Below are 18,095 nucleotides of genomic sequence, written 5' to 3'. Positions count from 1 at the left end.
ATTTAAATTGTTTTTTAAGGTCGCAGACCTATTAAATATTTTTTTTATTTATATCATTCGTTTTTTAATGAATCTACTGGATTCATATTTGCCGTTTTCCAACTTTGCCAGCTGACGGTAGCAATTACGATCAGGGATATTATGGCTCCGCTTGTCAAGAATACCCACCAATGTATCGGGGTCCGGTAAGCAAAGTTTTCGAGCCAGCGATTGATTATATAATATGATAAAGGGGTAGCTAGTATAAAACAAACAACCAATATCTTTATATATGTCTTATTAAACAGCAAGAGTATTTCATTTATAGATGATCCCATCACTTTACGGATACTAATTTCCTTACGGCGATATTCACTCTCGAAGATAACCAGCCCGAATACACCGACAATGGAAATAAGAATGGCTATCAGGCTGAATGTTGTAATCAACAAAGAAAGTTTCTTCTCTTTCTGATACGTGTTATTCAATACATCATCGAAAAAACGGATGTTATACGGATAATCAGGATTGATAGTACTCAAGGTCTTTTTTACTGTCTCGATGGCCTGATACGGATTGGCTTCTTTGGTTGTCTTCACATATATATGATTGAACCGGCTCGTCCAATCGTTGCCATTTTCCATTATCAGATAGAATGCCATCGGAGCCACTTCTGTACGGAATGTAGCAAATTTCAGATCAGGTACAAAGCCGATGATTTCCATGCTGTCTATCATCGAATTTAATTCTAAGTCGTACTCCGTTTTGGCTTTTTCGTTGAATATGTAGCAGGGTAGCCTTTTGCTTGCATCTTCTTCGGTGAAGTTACGGCCTTCCGATATTTTTATTCCCATTGCATCGAGGAATGAGTAGCCGACAGGGATGCATTGAAATTGTATGTTTTTTTCTTTATATATCCGTCCCCAACCCATATACTGTTCGCTACTCGACAATACTATTTGGCTCTTGGAAATATTCTTGATTTGTGGGTCTGTTTCTAATTGCGACTTAACCAATGACCACTTATCCCGTAGCGACTTATCAGCACCTACTATTATCAAGGCTTCTTTATCGTATCCCAGAGAAGAGTTTTGCATAAAATGGTTTTGCATATACATCAATCCGGCACTCATTATTAATGCCAGAGAGGCAATAAATTGGAATCCGATAAGTATGTTTCTCATTTTCTGCCCTTTACCTGATAGTCCGAAGTTACCTTTCAGTACTAATGCCGGAGGGAAAGATGTCATATAAAAGGCCGGATAGATACCCGATACGATACCTATAATTAAAGCCAGTAATGCCGATAATATAATTAGAGGTAAATTAGTCATTATTGTTATATCAGCATTTATTAATTCCTGTATGGGTGAGTATTGTACCAGCTTTAGCCACAAAACTGAAAGGATAAAGGCGACTATTGCAGTACAAACCGCTTCGATAAGTAATATGATGCGTAACTCTGTTTCTGTTGCACCCAGTACTTTTTGCGTATTGATACTTCTGATACGGGCAGGAGTCAAAGCCATACTGAAATTAGTGAAGTTTACGCCGGCAATGATAACGATGACGAACGCAATGGCAAATAATATTGCTATTGTCTGACGGCTCGATTTCGGATGTCTGTCATAAAGAACATCTGTGGTATAATGGAGCTCGGGCAATTGGGTAAACTGAAAGACTACATCTTTCCAATCGTTATTCAAATCATTTGCAGCATACTTCCTGAATATATCAGACAAACTGTTCACAGCCTCCGGGGAATCCACCTGTATAAACAGGTTATAGTTACTGTTTCCCCAACTTTTGATATTTTCATCATCGGGCATTTTATAATAAATGACATTCAGGAGAGACGTATTTTTAGGAAAATCTTTATATACTCCGCCTATAGTATATATTGTATTATCTTCCAGTTTTAGCTGTTTATTTAATGCATGTTCGTCTCTCCATATTTTGTGGGCAATACTTGCGGGAATTAATATTTTACCGGGTTCTGATAAAGCTTTATCCGAGCCTTCAATCATATCGAAATGAAATACATCTGTGTAAGTCGAGGTGACTCTGAGCATTTCTTCCTGAAATCCTGAATTCGAGTTGTTGCCAGATACCGGTTTAAGGAAAAATCGTTCTGAACCGAAGTTAGTTATCGTTCCGGCTAAAATATGAGGTGATGACTGAAACAGAATATCAGATATCGGACGGCATATGATACCCTGTTTACTCCCATCCTTATGTACCACTTCTACACGATATATACAGTCTGCATTAACTATATCTTTATCGAAGTTGGAGTCGAAATTGACCTGCATCATTATAATCATAAATGATGTGAAAGCGACAGATAAACCTAAAATATTCAAGAATGTTGCTGTCTTGAACCGCCGTAGGACATAGATGAAATTTCTTATTACTGATTTCATAATTAAAAAAGATTATTCATTTTTTAATGAGTCTACTGGATTTGCCTGTGCAGCCCGCCATGTCATATAACTCACAGAGATAAGCGTTAGAATAGCAATAATACTCCCCGCAACGGCAAATGTCCACTCATTGAGTGAGATTCTGTATGAGAAATCGTTTAACCATTCGCCTATCATATAATAGGCAATAGGACAAGCTATGACAAAGGCAATAAGAACTCTTATCAATGATTCTTTATTGAGCATCCACAGTACCTGACCTCCTGTTGCCCCGCTTACTTTTCTCACTCCTATTTCTTTTTCTTTTTGCTTGATCATATAAAGCGACATGGCAAATACACCCATCACGGAAATGAGAATAGTGAGGAGCGTAAAAGCCGAAAGTATTTTGGACAGATTCTGTTCCTTTTTGTACCAGTCTTGGATTATACTATCGGCAAATTGGGGATAGCGCGCATGCTCGCCTCCGGTATAGGCTATATACTCCTTTTGTATCTTATCAGACACAACAAATATGTCGGCAGCCCCATCTATTCTGACGCTGACGCCCCAAGGCCGCATTCCGTTCGTCTTTTTTCTGATCCTCAGGTATCTTCTGTCTTCGTGCAACGAACCGATGTGGAAATCGCTCAAAATGCCTGTAATGGGTAGACGCTCGCTATTATGCCCCAGTTCTATTGTCATATCTCCCTTATTGGCCAGCGGAGAATTGAATAAATTATTATTTACGAGCAATGATTTTTCGGTAAAAGGGACATCGGAGGGTGTAAAACAAATGCCATAAACATCAAAAAAATCATCGTCGGCCAATATTTCTTGCGTACTGTATTGTTCTCCGTCTTTTTCGAAAGAGTAGTTATTGCCTCTGTCCATAGGATTTCCACAAGAGAAGGAAACCTTGTCGACACCCGGGATAGAAAGTAGCTTACTCCTGAACCCCGCTGTTTGTACAGTATCTAAATCCACATACATGGAGAAGACATTATCGTGCTGATACCCCAAATCATAATTGCCCAAAAAGTCAGATTGCTGTTTTATGAAAAAACTGCAAATGAGCAAGGCTATGGCTACAATATACTGAAAAATAATCAGCCCCTTGGAATATGATGATTTTATCTTTCGAGTGAAAGTACCTTTGACAATTTCCAGCGGATTGAATTTGGAAATAATCAGAGCCGGCATCAAGCCCGATACCAGAGAGATAAACAATATAAATAAAATACCAGCAAAGATAGTTGATACCGTCAATTGCTTTACCATCTCCAATTTGGTCGTTAGCACTTCATTGAAAAACGGTTCGGAAATAAGTGCCAATACCAACCCCAGACAGAATGTGACGACTGTCATCAACAGTGATTCTTTCAGCAACTGAACCATTATGCCTCCTCTGCTGCCCCCCAACAGTTTCTTGATGGCTGCCTCTTTCCCTCTGAATCCGGCTTGAGCAACGGTCATGTTGATATAATTAAGTGTGGCTATAATCAATATCAGAATCGCTATTGCACCATATACCTTTATAAGATCCTTGCTGTTTGTTTTTATGGCCAATCCCCAAGAGCTCTTAACGGTAAAGTATACATCTTCCAAAGGTATGAATTCGAGTTTATCTGTAAATCCATTCTTATAGAACCAAAATTCTTCTTTAAACAGTTGAAGTAGCAAAGGAATTTTCGATTGAAGATCGGCACCTTCTTTTTCTAAAAAATATGTTGTAAATCCGAAGTTGTTACTTGTAGTGAGTATCTCGTCGGACCAATAATTGGTGATGGATGAGTAGCTGGCCACAAAGTCGCATTGCGGAAATTGAGAGTTTAGCGGAATATTTTCCATTATCCCCGTTATGGTATGTTCCCTATTATCTATATTTAAAGTTTTACCCATAGGATTTTCTTTATCGAAGAGTTTGTGTGCATAGTCTTGGGTAACAACAACCGATCGTTGGGTAACAAGTACCTGGGACGGATTTCCCTCTATCAGTCTAAATGAAAATATATTGAAAAACGTGGAATCGGCAAATATCGCTTCGCTTATCAACTTTTCGGTTCCTTTATCTCCTACAAAGACAGAGCGGGAATGCATTCTGCAGAATGCTTCTACTTCGGGGCATTTGTCTTTTACGAATGGGGCTACCGTATTTCCAAAATTTGCTTCATAATTGTGAGACATCAGAAAGATTCTGTCTTTCTTTTTATGGAAGTTATCGACAGATAATTCTTGCCGGGTGTACAGGCTCAGCAGTATGACAAACATCAGAGACACGGAGAATCCGAAGATGGAAACAAAAGTGTAAAATTTGTTTTTAGACAAAAACTTGAAATATGTCTTTAAGTTTTTTAGTATCATAATCTTTATTCGTTTTTTAATGCTTCTATAGGATTCCGTGACAATACCCTAAGGCTAACCAACGAGGTCACTGAAATAGCTATAACACATTGGATCAGTACAGGAAATACAAATATACTCCAGCCGAGAGATGTGTGGTTTGTATAATTATTGAGCCAGTCGATTGCGTAATAATAAACTACAGGCACGGCAATAACTCCCGCTACACAAATCCAGATAACGATATCGCGGCTGAGCAATGTGAAAATGCTTGCTTTATCGGCTCCGTTTACCCTTCGTATCCCGATTTCTTTTATCCGCCGCATGGTCGTGTACAGGTGCATAGCTATCAATCCTAATGTAGCAATGAGAATAGAAAGGAATGAACTTATAGCTATCACTTTCGTCTGTGTCTTGATGGTATTGAATTTCTGGTCATAAATATCTTTACTCCACTTTGGATTAAGATAGAAGTTGGGATCGAATTTCCGCAGGGTGTTCTGGGTTATCTCTTCCGCTTTGTTTCTGCTTACATTTTCATCGAATTTTATATAAATCTGGCCTCCCCATCTGATACGGCTGAGCACTATCGGCTGCACCGTACTGGCCGGGTTGTCGTAATAGAAATCCTTTACAACTCCTACGATTTCCGCTATTCCTTTATAGTCGACCTGTTTGCCTGTAACCGGATAATCGAGTCCCAGCATTTTTATTGCGGCTTCATTGACTATTATCTGGCGGATGCTATCGGGTGTCTCTTCTCTGTAGAACTCTCCTTCAAGTAGCTGAAATCCCATTAGTTCGCACAATCCGGCTCTTATTCTGTATTCGTTTATCGAAAAACTTTTCTCTTTATTGTCCAACAGTGCAATACCCTGTCCACTGCCTCCAACACCGACTGTGTGATGGGCACCACTTGCCATTTTTACTTCAGGCAGAGTGAGTAGTTCTTGTTTTACGGCTTCATAGCTTTCTGTTATAGCTCTTGTTGTAGGGAAACTTACTACTTTGTCGGGATTATATCCCAACGGAATATTTTGCAGGTAATTACTTTGTTTATCGATAACTAATATAAAGGAAATAAGTATGATAGTAATAATAGACTGTATGACTACGACAATCGTATTTAGCCTGCGTTTCGATAATTTGATCCGCTTACCCAGGATGTCCAGCGGACTAAAACGGCTAAGATAAAATGCCGGGTAAAATGCCGACAGTATAACCGTAATAATGAAAAGCGCTATAATACACAGAATAAATAAAGGGTTTACCAATTGTATAAGGTCTATATCCTTTCTTATCAGATCGGCGAAGTATGGTGTACATATCACAGCCAGAATAAACCCGATAAGGAACGCACCAAATACAATGACAGAAACTTCCCTGAAAAATAGTCTGATAATATCTTCTATACGGGCTCCGTTCGTTTTGCGTATCCCTATTTCATTCAAGCGTGTTTCGCCCTGTGCCATAAAGAGGTTGATAAAGTTCGTAATGGCTAGAATGAGGATAAACAGAGCCAGCCCCGACAATAGCCAGATAAAAGTCATGCTGCCTTGTTTCCAGAACCGGTCTGCAGATAACGAATGCATGTATATATCGGTTACATTCTGTATAGTACCGTGAGCTTTGCCATTGAAGTAAGACGCCCAAGGTTCCAGTTCCGAACTATATTCTTTTTCAATGGCTGCTGAAACATCTGTTGTCGAGACATCCGGTTTTATCAGATAATACACGACAAATTCCAGACCACCAAACTCTTCCATATATTGAGGTATCCTCCCTAATACATCGAAGGTAAAATGTGTATTCTTAGGCAATTCTTCAACTACGGCTGATACAATAACTTCGTCTTCTCCGATTTTAAGCGTTTTTCCAAAGGCTGCACTTGTACTGCCGAACATGGCTTCTGCTTTTGACCGGGTGAGAACCAGCGATTTCATATTTTCTAATGCAGCCTGAGGAGTTCCTTCTATGAATTTCATCGGGAAAACAGTGAAAAATTCAGGGTCAGCATATACTTGTCTCAGGTTCTGGAAATGTTCGTCTTTGTTGATAACCTCTACATTGCCGGCATCATATATTTGTGTAGCTGCTTCAATTCCCGGTACTTTTGATGGCAATTCCCGGTACGCTTTGCGAAGGGTTATACCGTATGTGTGGGTATTGCCATTCTCTTCCAGCATAGTTACCATATTGAGAATACGCTCTTTATTTGCCAGATGTTTATCATAGCTCAGTTCATTTATGATGAACAAGAGTAGCATGATAGATGCTGCCAGACCAATGGCCAGCCCTGTTATATTCACCCATAAAAAATAGCGGGTACGTTTGTAAGACCTTAATATATTCATAGTGCTTTTACTTTAGTATCAGTTCCTGTATATCACCGTAGCTGTCATAAGCAGATGTAATCACTTTTTCGCCGGATTCCAGACCGCTTGTTACCTCATAATAATTCGGGTTTTGACGGCCTATTGTTATTTTACGTCTTACAGCCTTGCTGCCATCCGGTACAACAACGAATATCCATTGTCCTCCGGTCGTCTGATAGAATGGGCCACGTGGTATCAATATAGCTTCGGCTGGTTGCCCTAACTGGAGATTTATATAATATGTTTGTCCTGCACGGATATTGTCGGGACGTTCTCCTTCGAATACAAAATCGGTTTTGAACTGTTTATCCCGTACTTCCGGATATACTTTCCTTACACGCAGGGCAAAATCTTTGTTCTGACGTTCAAATGTAGCGTCCAATCCCGGTTTTACCCTATCTATATAATGTTCGTCAATCATGGCTTCTACCTTATAATCGGATAAGACGCTGATCTGGCCTATACGCTCACCGGAAGCGACGGTTTGTCCTATTTCTACGTCCAGCACTCCTAATTGTCCATCCACAGGGGCTTTAACATTCAGATTATCCACGCGTTGACGTACCAGCACGAGGTTCTTACGGATATTGTGCAAACTTTCTTCCATTTGGTCTACCTGAATACCGCGATATAAAGAATCCTGCTTCTGACGTTCTACAATCAATACCCGCCCGTCCACAGCAAAGTCGTAATCTTCTTTAGCCTGAAGATATTCTTCTTTTGATGTCAGTTTTTCGGAATATAGTTGCTTGTACTGTTCATACTTTCTCTTTTTGCGCTCTACATCCATATCGAGTTGTAGTTTTTCTTTTTTCAGACTGAGTCTTTCCTGTTCCATCGATACCTGTGTATTACGAAGAAAATTTTGCTTTTCGGCCAGTTGTGCCTCACTATCGAGTATGTAAAGGCTCAGCATGGGGTTTGTCAGACGGATTATAACGTCTCCCTGATGTACATCCGATCCTTCTTCTATCAGCTTCTCTGCCACCATACCTCCTTCTATGGCGCTCAGAAAAATTGTATTGATAGGTTGTACCTGTCCGGGAATGCGGACATAATCGTTAAACATACCTTTAGTAGATTCCTGTATAGTAACCTTGTCTTTTTCTATATTCAGTTTTGATGCATGATTACCAAATATGAACCAACCGATAACAGCAAGTAAAAAGATACCTCCGGCAATGAAAGGTATATGCTTTTTCTGTATTCCTTTTTTCTTTTCTATTTTAATATCCATATGATTTATTATTTCAAAATTTCAAAATTTGGCTTCGCTTATAATTTAATTCAAAATACACATATTCCTTCATTTGCATTATTCAGTGATGAATGGAGTGCCTTTGTAATAATCTACCAGACGATGCTTCAACTCATATTTCAGGCGAGCATTCAACTCATCTACTTTTGCCTGTAACAGGCGGTTAGAGCTGGTATACAATTCTATCGCACTTATGAGTCCTTCTGTAAATTTGCGTTGATTTACATTATGGGCGACGGTCATGGCATCAGTTTGTTTTTTTGCCTGGTAAAACTCGTCGGCCAGCCCGTTCATATCGGCAATGGCCTGTTCTACCTCACTATATAGTGTGCGCAGGGTTTCGTCGCGTTCATTACGCGCTATGACTGTTTGAGCCTTACTTCTTTTTACCTGAGCAGAACGTGAGAAGCCTGAGAATATAGGAATAGAAAGAGAGAATCCGATATAATGCCCGCGTTTGTCCCTCATTTGGTCTTTGAATGAAGAATATTCACTGCCGTCCATATAACGGGAAAAATTCGTAGAAATACCGGCTTCCATCGACAGAGTGGGCGAGAAGCTTCCTTTTACCGCCTTATAAGCTAATTGTTGGGCTTGAAATGCAGATTCGGCTGCTATCGCTTTCGGATTGACAGACTTTGCATTTTCAAAAATGGAGAGCGCAGTTTCTTCAGTCTTTGTTATTAGTTCATCTGAAACAGTATTGCTTATTTCTATATCGTCTTCGATAGGAAAATTCATTTTTTCTTTTAATACAATAATGCCTATTACCAAAAGATTCTTCTGGCGTGTCAGGTTATAATTATCGGTAGCCTCTTTGGCAACAAGTTCGGCTACATCTGCCGCGCCTTTCATCCCGAGTTCTTCCATCCGTTTGACTTGCTTTACGTTAGCTGTGCTTTCTTCAAGTTGTTGTTCAGCCAGTTTTACCATATCCATAGAATATGCGACATTGATAAATGCCTCCATGGTTTCGTAAGCTATTGCATCTTTAGTCTGCTGCAATTGCTGTTTACCCATCAGTTTGTTCACCTTTTGCATTTTCATTTTATTAATATTCGAAAAGCCATCGAATAATACAAGTGACGAGTAAAGGCTGTAATTGTTACTGAAGGAATTGATATCGGTGTATGTATTTGTTTCAGAATCCAGTCCGCGTCCAAAATTGAACGATGCATTGGTATTTGCACTCAAAGATGGTATAAGTTTCCCCACAGCTTCCAGAAAATTTTGGTGGTAGATGCTGTTTTGAGCATCTTGTTTGTTCTTTTTGGGGCTGTTTTCTATTGCATACCGCATACACTCGTCCAGTGTCCATTTCTTTTCCTGGGCATTAGTTATAAGACCTATAAAGAGGGCAATAGTGAAGATTATATATTTCATAATTTTATTGCATTTTTAATATTTAAGAACGAAAGTCGTGCCAAAGTGGATAATTGTCTGATGTGTAATTGTTTCTGTATTTTTGGATATTTAAAAAGTGTAAAATAATTTTACAGTGTTTGTCAAATTTTATTACAATAGACTAAGGTTTCTTCATCTATGTCGTATAAATACTATTGATATGGAAAATTGGTACTATTAGTTGTATCCTGTATATCTTTGCCTTTTTATTTGTAATTATTCTAAATTAATATTTATATAAAATGCAATTATATAATACATTAAGCGCAGAAGAAAGAGCTAAACTCATTGATGATGCAGGGCTTCAACGATTGACTTTGTCTTTCTATACATATGCACACATACAGAATCCGCAGCAGTTCAGAGACGAATTGTATATCCGTTGGGATGAATTGGATGTCCTTGGGCGCATCTATGTGGCAAAGGAAGGCATCAATGCCCAGTTATCATTACCGGCTGCTAATATGGAAGCTTTTAAGGATTTCCTGGATACATATCCGTTTATGAAAGGAATACGGCTGAATGTAGCTGTAGAGCATGATAACAAATCTTTTCTGAAACTCAAGATAAAAGTAAGGGATAAGATTGTGGCCGACGGGCTGAATGATAATTCTTTCGATCCCACTGATATAGGCATACACCTGAAGGCAAAAGAATTTAACAGCATGATGGATGATCCGGATGCTATTGTAATAGATATGCGGAACCATTATGAAAGCGAAATAGGGCATTTTGCAGGAGCTATGACTCCTGATGTGGATACATTTCGTGACTCACTGCCTATCATACACGAGCAACTGAAAGACTATAAAGACAATAAAAAGCTGTTAATGTATTGTACAGGCGGTATTCGTTGCGAGAAAGCCAGTGCGTACTTCAAACATCAGGGATTCATGAATGTTTATCAGCTCGAAGGCGGTATTATCGAATATACCCGTCAGGTAAAAGCGGAAGGGCTGGAATCGAAGTTTACAGGTAAGAATTTTGTGTTCGATAACCGTCTGGGGGAACGTATCACAGAAGACATAATCGCTCATTGCCATCAGTGTGGAAAACCCTGCGATACACATACCAACTGTGAGAATGACGGATGCCACCTGCTGTTCATCCAATGTGATGAATGTGCGGAAAAAATGAAAGGCTGCTGCTGTGATGCTTGTAAGGATATTGTATCTTTGCCAGATGAACAGCAAAAGGTGATACGAAAGGGCATCAGAAATGGTACTATGATCTTTAAGAAAGGACGCTCGAAAAGCCTTTTGTTCAAAGACTAATATAATTATGCCGGAAGAAATTTTTCCGCTTGTTGACGAAACAGGCAATATAATCGGACAGGCACCGCGCAGTGTCTGCCACGATGGTTCGAAGCTTTTACACCCTGTTATTCACTTGCATATATTCAATTCGGAAGGGGATTTGTATCTGCAAAAGCGTTCCCCGACAAAAGATGTACAGCCCAACAAATGGGATTCGTCGGTTGCCGGACATATAGATTTGGATGAAATGCCGTATATGGCAGCTTGGCGCGAAGCCCGGGAAGAATTAGGCCTTTCGGATATAGAGCCGATATTTATCACAAAATATATTATAGAAACGGAGAAGGAACGGGAACTGAGTTATTGTTTCTATACGATATATAATGGTGATTTTATTTTAAACAGGGAAGAACTGTCGGACGGGCGCTTCTGGAAGATAGAAGAAATCCAGTCCAATTTGGGTAAAGATATTTTTACGACAAACTTTGAACTGGATTTTATTAAGTTTCTGAACAAAGGACTGAGCGGAATCAGTTCAGATATTTGATAATCTGCTGCATATCAGAAAAATTTGGAACAACATTCTCTGTCCTTTCTATCAATACTTCGTGCGGTATAGTAGTCGACAGTCCGATTACTTTCATTCCCGCATCCTGACCAGCCCGTATGCCATGCAGTGAGTCTTCGAATACGATACATTCTGCCGGGGAAGAATTCAGGTCTTGAGCTGCCAGTTTGTAGCACATCGGGTTAGGTTTTCCTTCGGTGATACGCGCGGCAGTGACTACTACATCGAACGTATCGGATAATTGAAGAATATCGAGCGCCCTTTTCATTTTGAAGTCCTGGGAGCTGGTGACTATACCTGTTTTGTAGTTGTTATCTTTCAGGTATTTGATAAAGTCCATCACGCCGTCAACCAACGGGAAATCCATGTTGAGTTCAAAATCTTCCAGTTCTTGAGCTATCTTGTCTTGTTCTTCCTGAGATAAGTGGCTGAAATACTTTTTCAGTATATCGGGTGAAGTCGTACCTTTCACCTGTAAAGCAAAGTTTTCTATACCCAGATTGTACCTTTCACCCAAATCTTCGATATGGATATCATATTGAGGTTCGGTGTCAGCAATAACTCCGTCGAAATCGAAAAGAACCGTTGAAATTTTAGTCATGTCTATATCGTTGTTTTTTTACGATGCAAAGGTAAGACTTTATATTTTGATAAGCAACCTGAGGATGAATAAGCGGTATGAACCACAAAAAAGGAGATGAATTCAATTTGAATTCATCTCCCGGTAATTAGTATTGTATATTTTTATTTCAATCTGTAAGTGATGCCTATTGTACCATAGATATTGTGCATCTTGAATTCGATCGGGTTTGTTCCCGAATAAAAATAAGGAACCAGCCCCCAAGTAACGCTTCCGTAAAATCCGATACGATTAGTAAGCCGGAATTCGCCTCCGCCCAATAATCCGAAATCGTAGTCACGGGTATCATCGCTAAAGTCGAATGTGGCTCCCTCCCCATCTATTTCCTGCCTTTGGCCTACAGGGGTATCTATACGCATATAGCCATCATAAACTTTTCCGTTAAACTTGGACGACAGTGTTCTTGCTGCATATATACCCAGACGTACCTGCCATCTGTTATTAAAATTGTATGTTCCATAGATAGGTATGGTGAGGTAAGTCATGTCCACATTGGTCATATTCTTTCCTACAAAATAACCGCTGAGACGGCTACCATCTTCGGTGAGGACAACACTGGTCTTCATATATTTCACTTCGTCCCTTACTCTCATACCTTTCCAGTCGAGGGTGGCGCCAGCACCGATGCCCCATTTGTCATCGAGGCTGTATACCACATTGAATCCCAATTGCGGGTTAAATTTGGGATTATAACTTTCGATTTTTCTCACTTCCGCAGGCAGAGGCAGCGGAGCTGTACCTCCAATATTAAATCCCAGGAGGAATGACAAATCGAGCGGTTTCTTATCCTGTATCTGGGCGGATATACTTGCCGAAAATGCTGATATAAGAAGTAAAGCAAATAGTATATTGTAAGATCTCAATTTCATATTTTTCCTTTTTAAAAACTTTCGGTTAATATTTCCAGTTCATCAACAATCAATGTACTGCCTATTGCTCCCTCATAGAGGTTACCGTCTTGACTGGAAGATAAAACGATTGTCAGTTTATAGTTGTTGTTTTCGAAATCGAAATCGATTTTTTCCCCTTTTTCATTTTCTTTGTATATAAATGGAATAGTGAATTTGTAAAATCCTTTATCCACTTCTTCATCGGTAATATGACTTGTTTCTCTACTCCAATCAGCTCTGGCTATAATTTTGTCAGAGGTCGACACCGTTCTGCCATCCAGATATTCATTCTGTCCGGACGCATTTTTACTTACTTTAAATATTACGGCATATATGCTGCATTCATCTACTTTTCCGGCAACAGGATAGCCGTCTTTATCCGTGAATTCAGGTCCCGGAGTATATTTGTAATACCCTGTGAAAGTTACAGGTTTACCATTTGCCTGTGAATACATCCGCCCCAGTTTCAGGGAGAGTAGGGGGTCTTCTAATTTTGGGCTAAATTCGCCTAAGAACAATGAACCGGCAAATATAGGAATATTCATATTTGTTATAGATACATACAGTCCTTTAATGGTTTGTAATTTAGCTCCATATGTTCCGGAATAAGAGTCTGTCGTCTTTTCAGTCGGATATGGATTTGCATTCAGAACAATAGCAACACCGGAGTTACCTGTGCTCCATGCATTATGATTGGATAATAATATGGGATATTTACGGCTGCTTACACCGGCTTCACCCCAGTCTTCAAAGTCGTATTTCAAATCTATATTGGAGCTGACATTGATAGTATATCGTTTCGAATAATTTCCATCTTCGGAAGTAACTGTATATTCTTTACCTTCACTAAAGTCCATTGCCACTCCCGATGCCGGAGAAATGGTCGCTCCCGGAGAAACTTCGATTACAGGAGCCAGATTTGTTAGATCAGCATCACTGGTTACAAATATTTGGACTTGATCGTTTGCGTCGGATATAATACTCGAAATAAAAGTATTTCCTTCTACTTTTACATCTGTGATGTCAGCTTCTCTGTTTAAAGGTTCATCCTGAATACATGAGTTCAATGTCAGGGCAATGATGATATTCAGGGTTAAAAATGATTTAGATCTCATACATTTCGATTAAAAAATAGTATGCAAAGGTAAATATTTCTGTTAACATTTTGCCCAAAATCTGAATATTAAGCTACTATTACCTTTCTTTTATGCAAATAACAAGAGCTTTTCTCATAAATGGAGAGAAAAGCTCTTATTTGTTTATGGGAATATCCTGTGTAAATATTATTCTTTCATAGTCAGCAACTTATCATTGTTTGTGTCTATGGTTATTTGCCTTATCACAGTCCCTTTATTGCCATACGAATGTGCTATACATTGCGACTTTCGAGCCCACATCTTCTGTTCTTGGTTCCATTTTGTCTGGATTATATTGGCTATTTTCCCATCACTGGTATATTCGTATCTGTACTTTTGGGCGGGAATCCATTTTGTACCATATTCTGAGAGATAAGTTGTCCTTTCTATCAGCTTTTCGCTAGGGTCGTATAGGTAAATAACTTTTGATACAGCCTTTGTCCGTTGATACTGAGTTGACTCTTTAGTTGTATATCCACTCTCATCTTTACTTATCTTTACATCACTATGTCTCTTATTTTGAGAAAAAACACCTACTGATAGAAATAAGAATATTATTATTGATGTTAAAACTTTTGCTTTCATAATCGTACTTTTTGTTAAACTGGTTTTACACTGATTGAAATTTTTTATAAGCGCTTTCTATGTATATGACGAGATTGGTAGAAAAAGGTTACAGAAATTCTATTATAAAAGAGAATAAAATGAAAATGTTGTACATAAAAAAGCCGCCCTTCTTATTTAAGAAGGGCGGCGTCATATAATCCACTTTAGCTATTCGGGAATAATTTTAAACTTAAATTATTAAAAGAATCTTTGTCTTAGGGCTTTTATATATGTAGTGAGTGAAGTTTTTTTATTTCTTGGCCCAATCGTTAGACTTCTTGTCCCACTTGATCATAGTTGGAGTCTGAGGTTGATTTTCGGCATTGTAAGTATATTTATACTTCTGAACACCTGTCCATCCTTTTTCGCCCATCCATTCATAAGTGGCTTTTTCCATCATACGATTAGTTGCATCATAGACATAAGTAGTTTTTGTCAATGGAGCGTTTGTGTTTTTGTCACAAAATATAAATTCTTTCACACACCCGTCTTCAGTCTGTTCCACATTAGTAAATGTGATGGTTTCAGGAGTGCCTGCAAAAATGTTTGCAGAAAAGAAAAGAATAGCTAATAACGAAAATAAAGTTTTTGTTTTCATGATTCAAAATTAATTTAGTACTGCAAAGATATATTGTTTTCTTATATAGAAGAAAGAAAAATTATCAAATAGTCATTATTATGTAGTTAAATATAGTTAATTTGATATATTTTGCGTTTATAATTTGGGTTTTTTTGGTTATATTTACTATCAAAAAGATATATTTTGATGATCGGATATAACTAAAAATAATAAAAGGATAAGCAAATCCATCAAAAGAGAAGATTATATCAAAAAAACAATGCTTATTGTATAAAAATGGGGCAGATATGGGTTGAAAAGTCTTTCATATTTGAAAAAAAATGACGAAATTTGCGAGCCTTAAAAAGAGCTGAATAAATTTAACTATATAAACCAATAAAAAAACGATGGTAAAAAGTGCTTTACAAGTAGCCAGGGCTGCTTATAAACCAAAAATGCCAAAAGCATTGTATGGTTCTGTGAAAATTGAAGAAGGTGCAGCAACACAATCGGTAGCTGACCAGGAAGAGGTGAAGAAGTTATTTCCTAATACATATGGAATGCCTACTCTTAAGTTTGTAGAAGCTTCAGAGAAAGCAAACTATCCGGCTATCAATGTAGGGGTTATCCTCTCTGGAGGACAGGCTCCCGGCGGACATAATGTAATTGCAGGTCTGTTCGACGGAATCAAAAACTTAAATTCAGGCAGTCGCCTTTATGGTTTCCTTATGGGACCCGGCGGATTGGTAGACCACGATTATAAAGAACTTACAGGTGAAATTATTGATGAATACCGCAATACAGGTGGTTTTGATATCATAGGTTCGGGACGTACCAAACTGGAATCGAAAGAACAGTTTGATAAAGGTCTTGAAATTCTTAAAAAGTTGGATATCAAAGCGCTGGTTATTATTGGTGGTGATGATTCAAATACAAATGCATGTGTATTGGCTGAATATTACAAAGCTATCAATGCAGGGGTACAGGTGATCGGCTGTCCTAAGACAATCGATGGCGACCTTAAAAACGAAATGATAGAAACATCGTTCGGTTTCGATACAGCATGTAAAGTATATGCCGAAGTTATCGGTAATATTCAGCGCGACTGTAACTCTGCCCGTAAATACTGGCACTTCATTAAGTTGATGGGTCGTTCGGCTTCTCACATTGCACTTGAATGTGCATTGCAGGTACAGCCTAATATCTGTATCATTTCGGAAGAAGTGGAAGCTAAAAAACTATCCCTTGACGATATTGTGACAGATATAGCTAAAGCTGTGGCACGCCGTGCTGCCGATGGTAATAACTTTGGTACTGTGCTTATCCCGGAAGGGCTTATCGAGTTCATTCCGGCGATGAAAGTGCTTATTTCAGAATTGAATGATTTCCTTGCGCATCATCAGGACGAATTCAATGCAGTGCCTAAAGATGAACAACTGGCTTATATCAGAAAGAACTTATCCGCCGATAATGCGAAAGTATTTGCAAGCCTTCCCGATGGCGTTGCCCGTCAGTTGACACTCGACCGTGACCCTCATGGCAATGTACAGGTTTCTCTTATCGAAACCGAAAAGTTACTGGCCGAAATGGTAGGTAACAAACTTGCTGAAATGAAAGCTGAAGGAAAATATAGCGGTAAATTTGCATCGCAAGTGCATTTCTTCGGATATGAAGGGCGTTGTGCTGCTCCGTCAAATTATGATGCAGACTATTGTTATTCTTTGGGTTATACTGCTGCTGCCCTTATTGGTGCAGGCAAAACAGGATATATGTCATCGGTACGTAACACTACAGCTCCGGCCAGTGAATGGGTAGCGGGTGGTGTACCTGTGACAATGATGATGAACATGGAACGCCGTCATGGTGAAATGAAGCCTGTGATTCGTAAAGCTCTTGTTGAACTCGATGGTGCTCCGTTCAAATATCTGGTAGCAAATCGTGAAGCTTGGGCTGTGGGTACAGAATTTGTTTATCCGGGACCGATACAATACTTCGGACCAACTGAAGTATGCGACCAGCCTACAATCACATTAAAACTGGAACAAGGTAAATAATTTACCCCGCAATATATATAGGAAAGGCATGGAAGAAATTCCGTGCCTTTTTGTTTTATTCATGCATATTAGAACAAATGCATTAAATTATTTAATCTTTATTGAAGGCTTGTAGGGGCGTATTGCACACACTAGTGTCCACTAAAAAACATTAACAAGCGATGTAATTATTTGATATGCAATTAATAATATTCGTTTTTTTTACGTGTACATTTCAAATCTCTATTTTTGTTAGAAGTAACAAAATGATAGTAGGAATGCACAATGGACATTACGTTTTTACTCAATTATGTAGATTTCTGCCCAAGAGAGCTTTTGATTGTTTAGTCGATAAATACGAAGGCAATAAATATGTAAAATCATTTACTTGTTGGAATCACCTTTTAGTTCTGATTTTTGGTCAGTTATCTAATCGGGAAAGCCTTCGGGATTTGATAGGGATACTTGATGCGCATAAGAAAAAGTTTTATCATCTTGGATTTGGAAAAAGCGTAACACGTAGTAATTTATCTAAAGCCAATGAAGTACGTAGTATAGATTGTTTTTAGAAAATTTTTCTTTAAAGCTCATTGATTGAATAAATCCAATAATACACAGTATTGTTAGACCTAGGAAACAGATAGTT

At 38.7% G+C, this 18,095-nt stretch carries 14 protein-coding genes; 4 read left to right on the top strand and 10 right to left on the bottom strand.

Going from position 1 to position 18,095, the window contains the following annotated elements:
• Nucleotides 1-53 precede the first annotated feature (53 nt).
• The 5 genes from HMPREF9455_RS03610 to HMPREF9455_RS03590 form a co-directional block, all read right to left on the bottom strand.
• Nucleotides 54-2,402 carry an ABC transporter permease gene (locus HMPREF9455_RS03610; RefSeq protein ID WP_006798242.1) on the bottom strand — a complete coding sequence of 783 codons (2,349 nt, stop codon included), beginning with the start codon at nt 2,400-2,402 and terminating at the stop codon, nt 54-56.
• A gap of 12 nt (nt 2,403-2,414) precedes the next feature.
• On the bottom strand, nt 2,415-4,745 hold the full coding sequence (locus HMPREF9455_RS03605) for an ABC transporter permease (protein WP_006798241.1): 2,331 nt from the start codon (nt 4,743-4,745) through the stop codon (nt 2,415-2,417).
• 5 nt (nt 4,746-4,750) lie between these two features.
• Nucleotides 4,751-7,078: an ABC transporter permease gene (locus tag HMPREF9455_RS03600; protein ID WP_006798240.1), complete on the bottom strand. Its 2,328-nt coding sequence runs from the start codon at nt 7,076-7,078 to the stop codon at nt 4,751-4,753.
• 7 nt (nt 7,079-7,085) lie between these two features.
• Nucleotides 7,086-8,336, bottom strand: coding sequence for an efflux RND transporter periplasmic adaptor subunit (locus HMPREF9455_RS03595; RefSeq protein WP_006798239.1), 1,251 nt, complete (start codon nt 8,334-8,336; stop codon nt 7,086-7,088).
• A 78-nt stretch (nt 8,337-8,414) separates the two neighbouring features.
• On the bottom strand, nt 8,415-9,740 hold the full coding sequence (locus HMPREF9455_RS03590; RefSeq protein WP_006798238.1) for a TolC family protein: 1,326 nt from the start codon (nt 9,738-9,740) through the stop codon (nt 8,415-8,417).
• Between the two features lie 263 nt (nt 9,741-10,003).
• Between HMPREF9455_RS03590 and trhO the strand changes: the two genes are divergently transcribed.
• Both trhO and HMPREF9455_RS03580 read left to right on the top strand, forming a co-directional pair.
• Nucleotides 10,004-11,035 carry an oxygen-dependent tRNA uridine(34) hydroxylase TrhO gene (trhO, locus tag HMPREF9455_RS03585; RefSeq protein ID WP_006798237.1) on the top strand — a complete coding sequence of 344 codons (1,032 nt, stop codon included), beginning with the start codon at nt 10,004-10,006 and terminating at the stop codon, nt 11,033-11,035.
• A gap of 7 nt (nt 11,036-11,042) precedes the next feature.
• Nucleotides 11,043-11,564 (top strand): NUDIX hydrolase, encoded by a 522-nt coding sequence (locus HMPREF9455_RS03580; protein ID WP_006798236.1) that lies wholly within the window; start codon nt 11,043-11,045, stop codon nt 11,562-11,564.
• Here the strand turns inward: HMPREF9455_RS03580 and HMPREF9455_RS03575 are convergent.
• The 5 genes from HMPREF9455_RS03575 to HMPREF9455_RS03555 form a co-directional block, all read right to left on the bottom strand.
• Nucleotides 11,548-12,186, bottom strand: coding sequence for an HAD family hydrolase (locus HMPREF9455_RS03575; RefSeq protein ID WP_006798235.1), 639 nt, complete (start codon nt 12,184-12,186; stop codon nt 11,548-11,550). The two genes, HMPREF9455_RS03580 and HMPREF9455_RS03575, sit on opposite strands and share 17 nt — an antisense overlap.
• 143 nt (nt 12,187-12,329) lie before the next feature.
• Entirely contained in the window at nt 12,330-13,094 is a 765-nt protein-coding gene (locus HMPREF9455_RS03570; RefSeq protein WP_006798234.1) for a porin family protein, read from the bottom strand.
• 11 nt (nt 13,095-13,105) lie between these two features.
• Nucleotides 13,106-14,230, bottom strand: coding sequence for a PCMD domain-containing protein (locus HMPREF9455_RS03565; protein WP_006798233.1), 1,125 nt, complete (start codon nt 14,228-14,230; stop codon nt 13,106-13,108).
• A 168-nt stretch (nt 14,231-14,398) separates the two neighbouring features.
• The gene (locus HMPREF9455_RS03560) at nt 14,399-14,836 is read right to left on the bottom strand and encodes a hypothetical protein (RefSeq protein ID WP_006798232.1); all 438 of its coding nucleotides are present in this window, start codon (nt 14,834-14,836) and stop codon (nt 14,399-14,401) included.
• A 271-nt stretch (nt 14,837-15,107) separates the two neighbouring features.
• Nucleotides 15,108-15,455, bottom strand: coding sequence for a DUF3836 domain-containing protein (locus HMPREF9455_RS03555; RefSeq protein WP_006798231.1), 348 nt, complete (start codon nt 15,453-15,455; stop codon nt 15,108-15,110).
• A 368-nt stretch (nt 15,456-15,823) separates the two neighbouring features.
• Between HMPREF9455_RS03555 and HMPREF9455_RS03550 the strand changes: the two genes are divergently transcribed.
• Complete coding sequence (locus HMPREF9455_RS03550; protein ID WP_006798230.1) at nt 15,824-17,470, top strand: diphosphate--fructose-6-phosphate 1-phosphotransferase; 1,647 nt, start codon at nt 15,824-15,826, stop codon at nt 17,468-17,470.
• 176 nt (nt 17,471-17,646) lie between these two features.
• Nucleotides 17,647-18,018: a DUF4372 domain-containing protein gene (locus tag HMPREF9455_RS03545; protein WP_085930881.1), complete on the top strand. Its 372-nt coding sequence runs from the start codon at nt 17,647-17,649 to the stop codon at nt 18,016-18,018.
• Nucleotides 18,019-18,095 lie beyond the last annotated feature (77 nt).

Source organism: Dysgonomonas gadei ATCC BAA-286 (genome assembly GCF_000213555.1).
Classification (GTDB): Bacteria; Bacteroidota; Bacteroidia; order Bacteroidales; family Dysgonomonadaceae; genus Dysgonomonas; species Dysgonomonas gadei.
This window is presented reverse-complemented; position numbering and strand designations above follow the sequence as displayed.

Bases quoted from the DNA above. Each gene is read 5' to 3' on its own strand.
- HMPREF9455_RS03600 (WP_006798240.1), bottom strand. From the start codon at position 7,078: ATGAATATATTAAGGTCTTACAAACGTACCCGCTATTTTTTATGGGTG.
- HMPREF9455_RS03565 (WP_006798233.1), bottom strand. From the start codon at position 14,230: ATGAGATCTAAATCATTTTTAACCCTGAATATCATCATTGCCCTGACA.
- trhO (WP_006798237.1), top strand. From the start codon at position 10,004: ATGCAATTATATAATACATTAAGCGCAGAAGAAAGAGCTAAACTCATT.
- HMPREF9455_RS03575 (WP_006798235.1), bottom strand. From the start codon at position 12,186: ATGACTAAAATTTCAACGGTTCTTTTCGATTTCGACGGAGTTATTGCT.
- HMPREF9455_RS03595 (WP_006798239.1), bottom strand. From the start codon at position 8,336: ATGGATATTAAAATAGAAAAGAAAAAAGGAATACAGAAAAAGCATATA.
- HMPREF9455_RS03605 (WP_006798241.1), bottom strand. From the start codon at position 4,745: ATGATACTAAAAAACTTAAAGACATATTTCAAGTTTTTGTCTAAAAAC.
- HMPREF9455_RS03545 (WP_085930881.1), top strand. From the start codon at position 17,647: ATGCAATTAATAATATTCGTTTTTTTTACGTGTACATTTCAAATCTCT.
- HMPREF9455_RS03580 (WP_006798236.1), top strand. From the start codon at position 11,043: ATGCCGGAAGAAATTTTTCCGCTTGTTGACGAAACAGGCAATATAATC.
- HMPREF9455_RS03590 (WP_006798238.1), bottom strand. From the start codon at position 9,740: ATGAAATATATAATCTTCACTATTGCCCTCTTTATAGGTCTTATAACT.
- HMPREF9455_RS03610 (WP_006798242.1), bottom strand. From the start codon at position 2,402: ATGAAATCAGTAATAAGAAATTTCATCTATGTCCTACGGCGGTTCAAG.
- HMPREF9455_RS03570 (WP_006798234.1), bottom strand. From the start codon at position 13,094: ATGAAATTGAGATCTTACAATATACTATTTGCTTTACTTCTTATATCA.
- HMPREF9455_RS03555 (WP_006798231.1), bottom strand. From the start codon at position 15,455: ATGAAAACAAAAACTTTATTTTCGTTATTAGCTATTCTTTTCTTTTCT.
- HMPREF9455_RS03550 (WP_006798230.1), top strand. From the start codon at position 15,824: ATGGTAAAAAGTGCTTTACAAGTAGCCAGGGCTGCTTATAAACCAAAA.
- HMPREF9455_RS03560 (WP_006798232.1), bottom strand. From the start codon at position 14,836: ATGAAAGCAAAAGTTTTAACATCAATAATAATATTCTTATTTCTATCA.